The organism is Caldimonas sp. KR1-144, assembly GCF_049446155.1.
GTDB lineage: Bacteria > Pseudomonadota > Gammaproteobacteria > Burkholderiales > Burkholderiaceae_C > Rivibacter.
In genome coordinates this window covers 139225-151836 of record NZ_JBMSEE010000008.1, presented here as the reverse complement: position 1 = coordinate 151836, position 12612 = coordinate 139225, and the positions used below count along the sequence as shown (strand labels likewise).

Genomic DNA, 12612 nt, shown 5'->3' with positions numbered 1-12612 from the left:
GCAGCACGGAGGATGCCCATGAGCGTCACCTCGCCGATCGCAGCGCATCCCGGAACGCGGCTCGCCGACGAGCTGGCTCCGCGCAGCCTGCTCGCGTCGGCTGCGGCAGCGGTGATCCTGTACCCGCTGGTGGCGATCCTGACCCTCTCGATCGCGGCGCTGGTCTACGCCGGCCCGCTGGCGCCCCAGCTCGGGCAGTCCCTGTCGGGCATGCTGATCGGCGTGGCGCTGCTCGTGGCCGTCATCAGCCTCCTGGGCTCGTACGGCGGCGCGACCGGCACCACCCAGGACGCGCCCGGCGTGATCCTGGCCGTCGGTGCCGCGGCGGCGATGGCGGCCATGCCGCAGGCGTCGCCGGAGGCCCGCGCGGCGACCGCAACGGTGCTGATGTTCATCGTGACGCTGGCCATGGGGGCCGTCTACATGGCGTTCAGCGTGTTTCGGCTGGGCGCCTTGGCGCGCTACCTGCCGCTGCCCGTCATGGGCGGCTTCCTCGCCGGGACGGGCGGGATGCTGGTGATCGGCGGCATCGGCGTGGCGGCCAACGCGTCCTTCGGGCCGGCGTTGCTGGAACCGGGCGTGATGGCGAGGTGGCTGCCGGCCGCAGCGGTCGGCGCGCTCATGCTGCTGGTGGTGCGGCGATGGCCCCATCCCACCGTGCTGGTCGCCGTGTGCGCGATGGCGACGGTCGGGTTCTACGGCGTGATGCTCGCCCTCGGCCGCTCGCCCAGCGGCGTCGAGGCCGAGGGCTGGCTGCTCGGCCCGTTCCCGAAGGATCTGGCCTGGCGCTGGCCGCTCGATGCGCGCACGCTGGCGGCGGTCGACTGGCGTGCCCTGGCATCGGCCCTGCCGGCGTGCGCCCCGGCGGTCCTGATCGGCACGCTCGCGCTGCTGTTGAACACGAGCGCGCTCGAACTCGTCATCAAGCGCAACCTGTCGCTCGACCGCGAGCTCCTGGTTCATGGCGCCGCCAACGTCGGCAGTGCGCTGGCCGGCGGCCTGATCGGCTACACGGCGATCAGCCTGAGCAGCCTGGGTCACACGCTGGCCGGCGGCCGGCGGCTACCCGGCCTGGTGGTCGCGGTGCTGCTGCTGTCGACCGCGCTGCTCGGCACTGCGGCCGTGGCGGCCGCTCCGCGCCTCGTGATGGGCGGCCTGCTCATGTACATCGGATCGGAGCTGCTGCTCGAGTGGCTGCTGCGCGCGCGGCGCACCATGCCGCGTGGCGACCATGCGGTCGTGGTGGCGATCTTTGCCGTCATCGTCGCGACCGATTTCCTGTGGGGCGTCGCGGTCGGACTGGTCGCGGCCACCGCGCTGTTCGTCATCAGCTACAGCCGCATCGACGTGGTGCGCTTCGAGCTGGCCGGCGATCGCGTGCACAGCCGCGTGCAGTTCGGCCCGCGGCAGCGGCAGTGGCTGCAGGCGCACGCCGGCCGACTGCTGGTCTTCAAGCTGCAAGGCTTCGTCTTCTTCGGCACCGCCAGTCAGCTGGTCGACCGGTTGCAGCTTCGGCTCGGGCCGGACCTGCGATTCGTGCTGCTCGATTTCGAGCACGTCACCGGGCTCGACTCGACGGCGCTGCTGTGCTTCGACAAGCTGCGTCAGCATGCCGAGCACCACGGCATCGAGCTGGTCGTCTCCGCGCTGAGGCCGCACATCGAACGCGGTTGGCGAGAGCTCGACGGCGCAGCCTGTCCGCGCAGCTTTGCCGACCTCGACCACGGCATCGAGTGGTGCGAACAACGCCTGCTCGACGATGCCGGTCTCGGCGATTCGCAGGCCGACGCGCCGCTGCGCGATCAGCTGCTGGCGCTGGTGCCGGACGCGCCGCGCGTCGATGCACTGCTCGCGCGCATGGCGAGCCGCGAGGTGGCCACCGGCGAGACCATCATCCGGGAAGGCGATCCTTCCGACGCGATCTTCATCGTCGAGTCGGGCCAGTTCACGGCCCAGCTCGAGCGCGACGGCGCGGGCGCGGCGGTCCGCCTCGAGACCATGCGCGCCGGCAGTCTCATCGGTGAGATCGGCTTCGTGCTCGACGCCCGGCGAAGCGCGAGCGTCGTGGCGGACCGCGACAGCGTCGTGCGATCGCTCGACCGCGAGGCCTGGCACCGGCTCGCCGACGAAGAGCCGCAGCTGGCGCGCTTTCTCGATGCGCTGCTGCTGCGCCTGGTGGCGCTGCGCGCGGTCCGCCTCACGCGCGTGGTCGAGGGCTTGCAGCGCTGAGCGGCCTCGCCTAGGAGTCTGGGCGGCAGAAATCCGTGCCCGCGCCGCGACTCGCCCCGGCCCTTCGGGTTGCGCCTGCAAGGGGCCGCATGCGGCGTTGCGGCGCTTGCCCGGGCGGTCCGGGCTGCGCACCGCGCCTTGCCTGCGGCCCCTTGCAGGCGCAACGCGGGCACGGATTTCTGCCGCCCGGACTCCTAGCCGTGGATCGCCGCGGCCACGATGACCGAAATGCCCAGGCACATCGCGCCGACGACGATGGCCAGCGCGACGTTCTTCTTCTCGACGATCTCGGCCCACAGGTCGTAGGGCGTGAGCCGGTCGACGATGACGAAGCTGGCCCAGAACACCGCCACGCCGATGATCGCGTAGGCGATCGAACCGAAGAACGCGACGGGCCGGATCCATTCGATGCCGTTCATGCTTGCACCTCCGTGGGACTGATGGGTTGAAGGGGAAACGCGGCGCGGCGCTACTTGTGTCCGCCGCCGCCGCTGCTGAAACCGCCGAACGAGCCGCCATAGCCGCGCGAGCCGCCGCTGCTGCCGGCGCTGCGCTGGCATTGCTGGTACTCGCTGCTGGCCTCGCCGTAGAGCTGCCGGAGTTCGCGGCAATCGTCGCGGCTGCAGCGCACCATCGCGAACACCAGCACGACGAGCAGCAGGAACACGAACAGGCCGGCCAGCGTGCCGCCGCTGCGGCCGGCCACCGGTTGCGCGTCACGCGCGAACGCGGCGCTGCGCTCGGGCCCGAGGCCGAAGGCGCTCAGCACCGCGTCGGCGTCGAGCGTCTCGCCGGCCGACCAGGTGACCTCCTGCGTGCCGGCTGCGGCCGTCTGCTCGCGGTTGAGGCGCTTCTTCGCGTTTGCGCCGCTGCCGGTGTAATCAGTGTTGTCGGTGCGCGCGCCGCGCTCGAGCTTCCAGTAGAACTCGCCGAGCACGTAGCCGATCTCGCCGATGTAGCGCTCCTTCATCCGGTACTCGACGCCGCGCCACTTCACGCGCGAGCCGTCGACGCGCTGCGGCGCGCCGCTGATCGTGCGCACCCAGCTCCAGCCGTCCTCGGCATCGACGAGGAAGGCGAAGCCTTCGCCGCGGTGGTACAGCAGGTATTCGCGCCAGAACCAGCTCTCGCCGTCGTCGCCCGGGCCAGGCACGGTGTGGCGCTCGACGTAGCCAACCACCTGCCAGCGCCGGGTCGGTCCGCCCAGCCCAAGCGAGCCGGTCGCGCCGAGCGGGATCAGCGGCTCGCCGCCGCTGCCGGGCGTGTCCTGGCCGTAGTGGCTGCGGTTCGCCGCGGCGAGGTCGGCGCCGGCGCCTTGGGAGACATCGACCACCGCCTTGCACTGGTGGCAGACGATCGATTGCGTGCTCGCGAGCGTGACCTCGAGCGCGGCGCCGCAGCTCGGGCAGTCGAGCGCACGCGCGGCGAGCGTCTTCTCGGCGACCTCTGCGCCGTCGCTGGCCACCGCCAGGCCCACGAGCGACAGCGCCGACAGCTCGACCGGCCGGCCGACCGACCAGCCGACCGCCTTCGCATCGCCGTAGTCGAGCGTGGCGACCTCGCCCTGCGCATTGCGCAGGTCGGCCACGACGAAGGGCTCGCGCTGGTTCGGCGGCTTCGCGAGCTCGCCTTCGGCCGCGATCAGCGCGGTGCGCGTGACCGAGGCGACGTCCCAGGCCTGGCCGGCCACCAGCCGGCGCTCGCCGGCCACCAGCTCGTCCGCCGGCGGCGCCGGCTCGTCGAGCGGTGCGTCGAACGAGAACACGAAGGCGCCGTTGTCCTCCGACAGCCAGCCGCTTCGTCCGCTGTCGAACAGCGCGCGCCACTCGTTCCAGGTGCCGCCGTCGTAGCGGTACTGGAGCCTGCCGACCAGCACGAAGCCCTCGCCCTGGAAGCGACCCTGCGTGCCGAGCGCGAGCGGCGAGTGGTCGTCGAACAGCTCGCCGACGCGGCCGATGCGCCGCAGCGCCTCGCCCTCGCGCAGCAACGTGCTCTTGCAAAAGCCGCAGACGGCGCTGGCCGACGCGGCCGAGCGGAACTCGACCGGCGCGCCGCAATTGGGGCACGCAGCGCGCCAGGCGCGCTGCGGCGATGACGAAGGCGAGGCCAAGCGCTTGGCTTAGGTCAGTTTCTTGAGCAGCTCGGCCTTCTTCTCGCTGAACTCCTGGTCGGTCAGGATGCCCTTGGCCTTGAGGTCGCCCAGCTTCTCGATCAGCGCCATGATCTGGTCGTGCGTCGGCGCGGCCGGGGCGGCGGGTGCGGCAGGCGCTGCGGCCGGCTGCCCCTGCAGGCCCTGCTGCAGGTTCTGCGCGAGCACCTGGCCGAGCGCCACGCCAGCACCGAGGCCGATCGCATCGCCGGCCACGCTGCCGCCGCCCGCGCCGGCGCCTTCGGCCAGCTTGGGGATCGCCTGCGCGGTCTGGTACTGCATGAACTTGCCCATGTCGTTGCCGACCATGCCCATGCCGATCTTCTGGTCGAGGATCTTCTGCAGCTCCTCGGTCAGCGACAGGTTCTGCACCGTCACCATGTCGAGCGCGAGGCCGATCTTGGCGAAGGCCGGCGCGGTGGCGCCTTGCAGCTTGGCAGCGAACTCGACCTGGTTGGCCGCGAGGTCGAGGAAGGGCACGCCGGCCGAGGCGACCGCGTCGCTGATGTGCTGCAGCATCAGCGCGCGCAGTTGGCCGTCGAGGTCGGCCACGGTGTAGCGCTCGCGCGTGCCTGAGATCTCGGTGTGGAACAGCTTCGGGTCGGCGATGCGAAACGCGTAGTTGCCGAAGGCGCGCAGGCGCACCGCGCCGAACTCGGCGTCGCGGATCGTCACCGGCTGCGAGGTGCCCCAGCGCTGGTCGACCTGCTGGCGCGTGCTGAAGAAGTAGACGTCGCTCTTGAACGGGCTGGCGAAGAGCTTGTCCCAGTTCTTGAGGTTGGTCAGCACCGGCAGCGTCTGCGTCGTCAGCTTGTGCAGTCCGGGGCCGAACACGTCCGCGACCTGGCCCTCGTTGACGAACACCGCCATCTGCGACTCGCGCACGGTCAGCATCGCGCCGTTCTGGATTTCGCGGTCGGCCATCGGGAATCGCCACGCCAGCGTGCCGTCGCTGTCCTCGGTCCATTCGATGACGTCGATGAACTGCTTCTTGATGAAATCCATCAGGGCCATGTCGACACCTTTCGCGATCGATGCGGGCGCGGCGCGCCACAATGCGGGCGCATCATAGGGCCGGCGCGGCACGCCTCGCGCCCTTCGGGATGACGACAACATGACCATGGCCAGCCACACCGATCCGCCGCCGTCGCTGTCGATCGCCGTCGTCGGCGCCGGGCCTGTCGGCCTGGCGCTCGCGCTGCACGCCGCGCAGGCGCTGCCAACCGCACGACTGACCGTCTTCGATGCGCGCGCCGCCGATGCCGACGTCTCGCGCGACGCGCGCACGCTGGCACTCGCGCTCGGCAGCCTGCAGGTCTTCGAGCGCCTGGGCGTGTGGGACGCGATCGCGCGCGACGCCGAAGCGATCCGCTCGGTGCACGTCTCGCAGCAGCAGCCGGCCTTGCTGCCCGACCTGATCGACGCGGTGCGCCGGCGCGTCGGCTTCGGCGCGACCGGTGACACGGGCGCGAGCGCCGAGCCCGAGGTGCTGATCCAGGCGAGCGAGCTGGGCGTCGCGCAGCTCGGCGCCGTGGCCAGCTATGGCGCCATCGTCGCGCCGCTGCAGGCCGCGTGGCTGGCCGCTGCGGCACGCGAGCCGCAGCGCCTGGGCGCGCGCTTCGGCAGCAGGGTGACGGCGATCAAGGACGTGGACGACGGCGTCGAGATCGACGCCGGCATCGCCGAACGCTTCGACCTCGCGGTGATCGGCGAGGGCGGCGTGTTCGCCGAGCAGGCGCGCAAGGCAGTGACGCACGACTACGGCCAGACCGCCTGGGTCGGCCAGGTCACGCTGACGCGCTCGCTCGAGGGCATGGCGGTCGAGCGCTTCACGCCGCAGGGCCCGGTCGCGCTGCTGCCGCTGCCGGCCTCGGCCGAAGGCGCGCCGCGCGCGGCGCTGGTGTGGTGCGTCGCCAGCGACGACGATCCGGTGCGCGAGCTCGACGACGCGCAGCGCCTGGCGCTGCTGTCGACCGTGCTGCCCGAGCGCGTCGGGCCGATCGCCGCGCTGTCGCCGCTGAAATCCTTCGCGCTCGGCCTCAATGCCGAGCGCACACTGGTCGCTCACCGCCAGGTGCGCATCGGCAACGCCGCGCAAACGCTGCACCCGGTCGCGGGCCAGGGCCTCAACCTGGGCCTGCGCGATGCGCACGCGCTGGTCGTCGCGCTGCGCGACCGGCCGCACGACATCGCCGCCGCGCTGCGCCGCGTCGAATGGCAGCGCGCACCCGACCGCTGGGGCCTGATCGCCGCGACCGACTTCCTTGCCCGCAGCTTCACCTGGCAGGCGCCGGGCCTCACCACCGCGCGCGGCGTCGGCCTCGCGGCGCTGCAGGCGCTCGGGCCGGTGAAGCGGCTGGTGGCGCGGCAGATGATGTTCGGGACGCGGCTGTAGCGTGCAGGCCGCCGCGCTGGTGTTCGACCTGGACGGTGTCCTGCTTCGCACGACGATGGCCAAGCACGACGCGATGGTCGCGCTCTTTGAATCGGTCACGACTGACCGCGAGGCCGTCAGCCGCGCGATCCTGCGGCGCGGGGGCGTGCCGCGGCGAGCGAAGCTGCAGCAGGTCCACGTCGAGGCGACGGGACGCGAACTCTCGACACCCGAGCTGAACGCGATGCTGAGCCGCTATGACGAACTGCTGCGCGAGCGGTTGGACGCGGCGCCGATGATTCCCGGCGCTCGGTCGTTCGTCCTGGCGGCGACGCAAGCGCGCTATCTCTGCTCGTCGGCGCCCGCCGCGGAAATTCGGTTCCAGCTGGAACGCCACGGCCTTCTCGGCTGCTTCGACGCCGTCTTCGCGGGTGATATGCCGAAAGCGCAGGCCCTGTGCCAGCTCGCGCGCCGTCACGGCAGCGCCGCGACCGTCTTCTTCGGCGACGCGCTGCCCGACTGGCAGGCGTCCCAGCTCGCCGGCACGGCCTTCGTGGGCGTGACGGCCGAACGCGATGCGTTTGGCCTTGTCGATGTCGAGACGATCAAGGACTTCCAGGCCCCGCCGGTCGAGCAGCCCGCGCTACAGCACCCGGTGCTCCAGCGCCGGCAGCTGCGCCCGCACCTGCGACAGCCGCGCGCGCGCCAGCGTGCCGGCGACGAGGCCTTCGCCCTCGGCCGCCTGCTGCGCCAGCACCTCGCCCCAGGGATCGACCAGCATCGAGTGGCCCCAGGTACGGCGGCCGTTCTCGTGCCGTCCGCCTTGCGCCGGCGCCAGCACGTAGGCCTGGTTCTCGACCGCGCGGGCGCGCAGCAGCAGTTCCCAGTGCGCCTGGCCGGTCGGGTAGGTGAAGGCCGAGGGCACGAGCAGCAGATCGCAGGACCTGGGCTGCATCAGCGCGCGGTACAGCTCGGGAAAGCGCAGGTCGTAGCAGACCGACAGGCCGACGCGCCAGCGCTCGCCGGCGCGGTCGGTCGCGTCGAAGGCGGCCGGCGTCGTGCCGGGCTCCAGCGTTGCGGCCTCGTCGTAGCGGCGCTCGCCGTCATGGAAGCGGAACAGGTGGATCTTGTCGTAGCGCGCCGCGAGCTCGCCGTCGGGCGCGAACGCGAGGCAGCAGTTGCGCACGCGTTCGTACGGGCCGTCCTCGGGGATCAGCGGCAGGGTGCCGCCGACCAGCCACAGTCCGTGCTCGCGCGCGGTGTCGGACAGCATGCGCTGGATCGGGCCGTCGAGCAGGCGCTCGGCGTGCGAGAGCTTGTCGGCATCGCTGTGGCCCATCAGGCAGAAGTACTCGGGCAGGGCCACCAGCTCGGCCCCGGCCTGCGCGGCCTGCGCGACGAGGTCGCGGGCTTGCGCGAGGTTGCGCTCCACGCTGGGCGTGGAAACCATCTGGATCGCAGCGACCTGCATGATCGTTCTCCTGTGCGGCGCGACGATGGATCAGGTGTACTGCAAACGCGCGTCCACGTGCATCAGGGCGGAGGACTGCGTGGCGCGGACGCTGCACCGGCGACCGCGCCGGGCTTTTCGATCTTGTCGACCTTGGGATCGGCCCAGGTGCCGGTGACGTGGAATTCGCGCGTGCCGGCTTCGGTGAGCGGGCGGCGCAGCATCCACTGCGCGATGAACGAGCCCAGGCCGATGGCCGGGTTGATCACCGCGTAGGCGAGCGAGGCCGCGCCGGCATTGATCTCGGGCACGATCCACACGCGCAGGTCCTGCGTCTCGCGCTCGAGGTCGGCCATGCCTTCCATCAGCACCACCGCCTGCACGCCGCGCATGCGCAGGTTGCGCGTGCTCGCGACGCCACGCTCGATGAGCGCGTCGCCGGTGATGGCGTCGAACGCGAAGCCCTCGTTGAAGACGTCGCGGAAGTCGAGCAGCAGCCGCCTGGGCAGCGACTGCAGGCTCAGCACGCCCAGCAGGCGCGCAACGCCGGGCTCGGCCTGCAGGAACTGGCCCGACTCGAGCGAGATCGCGAGCTCTCCGCCGAGACTCTTGTAGTCGATCGAGAACGGCGCGCCCAGCCAGTTCAGCTTGCCGGAAAGCCGCCCCTTGCCGCCGCGCAGCGCCTGGCCCTGGCCGAGCCGCGCGAGCAGCGCGCCGCTGTCGCCGACGTCGAGCTTGAAGTCGAGCTCGGTGCGGCGCTTTTGCGCCGCGTTCGCGGCCGGCGCCCAGCGGCCGGTGGCGCTGAACTGCGCCTCCGGGGTGGTGACGGCAAGCTTGTTGAGCCGCCACTCGCCCCCGGCGTCGGCGCGGTTGACGGCGTCGACCTCGAGCTTGCCCAGGCGCTTGCCGCGCAGCTCGAAGTCGTCGATCACGATGTCCAGTGCCGGCACGCTGGCCGGCGCCTGGTCGAGCAGCTGCGCGACCGCCTCGGTCTCGCTGGCCGGCAGCGCCAGGCGCGCCAGGCGCGCGCGCACCGCGCCGGCGCCGGCGCCGCGCCACTCGACGTAGCCGTTGAGTTCGGCGGCATCGACATTGGCGCGCCACAGGCCGGCGTCGGCGCCGGTGCCGCGCGACAGGCCGGCGACCACGCGGTTGAGCCGGCGGCCGTTGAGCAGCAGCGACTGCGCGCGCAGCGCGATCGACGCCGGCAGGTAGCCGTCGCCCGCGCCCGCCGGTGCGCCCGGCGCGGCCGCGCCGCCACCGCCTTGCAGCAGGTCGCCGACGCGCTGCCAGGCGTCGAGGTCGAGCATCGCCAGGTTGATGCGCGCCGCACCGCCCGGCACAGCGGCGGGCGGCGCCTCGCCGATGCCGATCGCCGCGGCGCGCACCTGGGCACCGTCGGCGCGCCAGTCGCGCTGGATCTCCGCCTGTGCCACCGGCGCCGCGCTGGTGCCCAGATCGAGGCGCAGCACGTCGCGCGCGGCCGCAGCGCTCAAGCCGTCTTGCTGCAGGCTCGCACCGACGCGCAGCGGCAGCGTGTCGGCCGCCGCCTTGCGCAGCGGCGCCGGCAGCTCGGACGACAGGCCCACGAGGTTGCTGCTGAACTGCCATTCGGGCCAGCCCTGCACGAAGCCGAGCGTGCCGCGGTAGCTGGTCTGGCCACCGAGCTGGCCGGCCAGGCGCGACCATGGCCCCAGCTCGCTCGCGCGCCGCAGGCCTTCGGCGCTGAGCGTGCCTTGCAGGTTGAAGCGGTAGGCGCCGTCGGGCGCGCGCGCGCCGTCGAAGGCGACGTCGCCGCCGAGCGCGCGCGCGCTGCCGGCGTTGAGCGAAAAGTCGCGCTCGCTGAAGCCGATGCGCGCCTTTGCGTTGGCGAGCAGCGGCACATCGGGGCGCAAGCGCACGTCGTTGCCGCCGAGCACGAGCTCGCCGCGCACCGTGCTGGCATGGCCGTCGGAAAGCGGTATCTGAAGCGCGAGCTTGAGGTCGGCGTTGCCGGTGGCGCTGGCATCGGCCAGCGCGCCGTGCAGCCACCCGCCGACCGGCGACACGTTGACGAAACGCAGCAGGTCGGCCAGCGGACCGGCGGCCTGGCCCTCGATCGCCAGCAGCGGCTGGTGCGACAGGTCCGCGATGACGCCGCGCACCCGCGCCAGCTGGACCTGTCCGCTGCCGACCTCGGCCAGCGCGGCTTGCAGGTTGCGCAGCTCCATCGAGCCGCGATCGAAGATCAGCTCGCCGCGCACGCGCGCGAACGCCGGCCAGGCCGCTTGGCCGGCGTCGCCGGGCAGGTAGGCGAAGTTCACGTCCTCGAGCTTGGCAACGACACGGAACTCGCCGCGCGCCGCGGCGGGCTTGGCACCGGGCTTGTTGTCGGACGCGGGTTGCGCGAACGGAAACTCGTGCAGCGGCCCCTTCAGTCGAAAGCTCGTCGCGCCGACCTGGCCGCCGCGGATCGCGCGTTCGAGGTAGTGGCGCACGTCGGCCGGCACGCCGGTCGGCAGGTAGCGCGGCACGCTCGCGGCGCGCGCGCGCAGCAGCCGGCCGCCGAGCTCGAGCACGCCGGCCGCCGGCGCGCCGGGCACGCGGCTCCAGGTGGCGTCTGCGCTGCCTTCGGTGTCGTCGTTGGCGAAGGCCAGGCCGCGCACGCGCACCTCCTGGCGGTCGGACGACAGCGTCCATGCAACCTGGCCCGACAGGCGCGTGAACGCCAGCCGCGGCTGCTCGAACACGCCCGGAAAGCTCAGCGAGCCGGCCCCGGCCGCGCCCAGCACGACGCGCGCCTCGCCGCCGGCCTCGGTGGCCGAGAACGCAATGTCGGCGCCGCTCAGCCCGGGGCGTGCGGCCTGGTGTGACGCGTGCGACGCTGCCGGCTCGGGCGGCAGCGCCGCATCCAGGCCCGCCGCCGAAGCCGCCGCTGAAGCCGCCGCGGCAGCCACTTCGCCGGCCGCGGCCAGCGACAGCTGCTGCACGCTGCCGCTCACGCGGTAGCGCTCGGGCGCGTCGAGCCGGCCGTCCCAGCGCCAGTCGAGGCCCTGGACGACGCCGCCGGGCGCCAGTTCAGCCAGGCGCTCGCGCCAGTCGGGCGGCAGCGGAAGGCGCTCGGCGATGCGCGCCAGCAGCGCCAGGTCGAGCCGCTGCGCCTGCAGTTGGCCGCCGGCCAGCTGCGCCCAGGGCGGTGCGCTGGCCGCGCCGGTCGGGCCGGTCGGGCCGGCGGGGCGTTCGCGCCACGCGAGGCGCAGGTCGCCCGCCGGCCAAGCGAGGCCGTCATCGGTCGTGAAGGCCAGGCGCTCGAGCGCGACCTCGCCGGCTTGCGGCTCAAAGCGCATCGACAGCCGCCCCGACAGCTGCGAGACCGCCAAGGGCTGCAGCTCGGGCGCGAGCTGCGCGCTCGCGTCGGCCAGCGCGACGTCCAGCGTCAGCCCACCGATACGGCCCGCGCGCCAGTCGAACCAACCGCGCAATGCGCCGCGCCCGCTGGCCAGCGCGCCGGGCACGTCGAGCAGGGAACGAAGCCGTTCGATGTCGGCCTGCGGGAACTCGGCGTAGAGCATGCCGCGCCAGCGCCGCCAGTCGCTCGGGCGCGCGAGCACGGCCGCGCCGTGCTCCCCGAGTTCGCTGAAGCTGCCCAGCAGCGGCTGCGTGAAGCGCCCGCGCAGGCTGAAGCGCGCGCCCCAGGCTTCGGGCGGCGTCGCGTCGATGCGCAGCGCGTGGCTGCGCACGCCGTTGCGCAGCGCGATGTCGACGCCGGTCAGCGTGATGGGCGCGGCGCCGCGCGCCTCGTCGGTCCAGACCAGGGTGCCGCCGGCGAGCGCGAGGCTGGGCTGGCTGAACAGCCAGTCGGCCGCGGCACTGTCGTCGCTGGCGCCGCCGTCGGTGCCGCCGAGGTCGATGCCGGCGACGACGAGGTGACCATCGGCGCGCCGGCGTACGTCGAGCGCGACGCCGTCGACCTGCAGCGCGTCGAAGCGCGGCGGCCAGTGCAGCAGCGAGGCCGGCGAGACGACGGCGCGCACGCGCGCGAGCACCAGCGCGTCGCTGCCGTCGGCGGCCTGCACGCGCACGTCGGACAGGTCGATGGCCTGCGACCAGCCGCCGTGGCCGCTGGCGCTGACGACGCCGATGCGCACCGGCCGCCCGATCGCCGCGCTGGCCCTTGCTTCGAGTGGGGCGCGCCAGTCGTCGATCCGCGGCAGAATGCCCCACTGGAGGATCAGCCAAGCGCCGCCGATGAGAATCGCGGCGAAGGCACATGCACCGAGCAGCCAGCGCAGCGCCACGCGCGATGCAGCCAGCAGGCTTGGCCGCCAGGCAGGCGGCAGCGCGGCAGAAACGGGGGTCGGCGAAATGGAAGACATGCAAACAACGGGCAGCGTGACAGGCGGCTTGCCCGGGGCCGACGCCCGAAGCCCA

Annotated in this window: 7 protein-coding genes and 1 pseudogene; 3 read left to right on the top strand and 5 right to left on the bottom strand. The window is 73.0% G+C overall.

The window, feature by feature from the left end:
* The first annotated feature begins 18 nt into the window (after positions 1–18).
* Complete coding sequence (locus ACO2TI_RS18365; protein ID WP_423286611.1) at positions 19–2229, top strand: SLC26A/SulP transporter family protein; 2211 nt, start codon at positions 19–21, stop codon at positions 2227–2229.
* A gap of 194 nt (positions 2230–2423) precedes the next feature.
* On the opposite strand, the gene ACO2TI_RS18360 is transcribed toward ACO2TI_RS18365, so the two are convergent.
* Genes ACO2TI_RS18360 through ACO2TI_RS18350 form a run of 3 tightly spaced genes read right to left on the bottom strand, consistent with a single transcriptional unit; the run spans position 2424 to position 5392 of the window.
* Positions 2424–2648, bottom strand: coding sequence for a DUF350 domain-containing protein (locus ACO2TI_RS18360; protein WP_423286610.1), 225 nt, complete (start codon positions 2646–2648; stop codon positions 2424–2426).
* A gap of 50 nt (positions 2649–2698) precedes the next feature.
* Complete coding sequence (locus tag ACO2TI_RS18355; protein ID WP_423286608.1) at positions 2699–4339, bottom strand: DUF4178 domain-containing protein; 1641 nt, start codon at positions 4337–4339, stop codon at positions 2699–2701.
* Between the two features lie 9 nt (positions 4340–4348).
* A complete protein-coding gene (locus ACO2TI_RS18350) occupies positions 4349–5392 on the bottom strand; it encodes an SPFH domain-containing protein (protein WP_423286606.1) in 1044 nt (347 codons plus the stop codon).
* Between the two features lie 106 nt (positions 5393–5498).
* On the opposite strand from ACO2TI_RS18350, the gene ACO2TI_RS18345 reads away from it, so the two are divergent.
* A complete protein-coding gene (locus ACO2TI_RS18345) occupies positions 5499–6773 on the top strand; it encodes a 2-octaprenyl-6-methoxyphenyl hydroxylase (protein ID WP_423286605.1) in 1275 nt (424 codons plus the stop codon).
* 1 nt (position 6774) lies between these two features.
* Positions 6775–7302: pseudogene (locus ACO2TI_RS18340) on the top strand (HAD family hydrolase); the annotation flags it as partial.
* A gap of 93 nt (positions 7303–7395) precedes the next feature.
* On the opposite strand, the gene ACO2TI_RS18335 reads toward ACO2TI_RS18340, so the two are convergent.
* Entirely contained in the window at positions 7396–8223 is an 828-nt protein-coding gene (locus ACO2TI_RS18335) for a carbon-nitrogen hydrolase family protein (RefSeq protein WP_423286604.1), read from the bottom strand.
* A gap of 62 nt (positions 8224–8285) precedes the next feature.
* Complete coding sequence (locus tag ACO2TI_RS18330; protein WP_423286603.1) at positions 8286–12557, bottom strand: YhdP family protein; 4272 nt, start codon at positions 12555–12557, stop codon at positions 8286–8288.
* Positions 12558–12612: the final 55 nt, after the last annotated feature.

Excerpts from the sequence above, each read along its gene's own strand:
- ACO2TI_RS18365 (WP_423286611.1), top strand. The coding sequence starts at position 19 with ATGAGCGTCACCTCGCCGATCGCAGCGCATCCCGGAACGCGGCTCGCC.
- ACO2TI_RS18360 (WP_423286610.1), bottom strand. The coding sequence starts at position 2,648 with ATGAACGGCATCGAATGGATCCGGCCCGTCGCGTTCTTCGGTTCGATC.
- ACO2TI_RS18350 (WP_423286606.1), bottom strand. The coding sequence starts at position 5,392 with ATGGCCCTGATGGATTTCATCAAGAAGCAGTTCATCGACGTCATCGAA.
- ACO2TI_RS18345 (WP_423286605.1), top strand. The coding sequence starts at position 5,499 with ATGGCCAGCCACACCGATCCGCCGCCGTCGCTGTCGATCGCCGTCGTC.
- ACO2TI_RS18335 (WP_423286604.1), bottom strand. The coding sequence starts at position 8,223 with ATGCAGGTCGCTGCGATCCAGATGGTTTCCACGCCCAGCGTGGAGCGC.
- ACO2TI_RS18330 (WP_423286603.1), bottom strand. The coding sequence starts at position 12,557 with ATGTCTTCCATTTCGCCGACCCCCGTTTCTGCCGCGCTGCCGCCTGCC.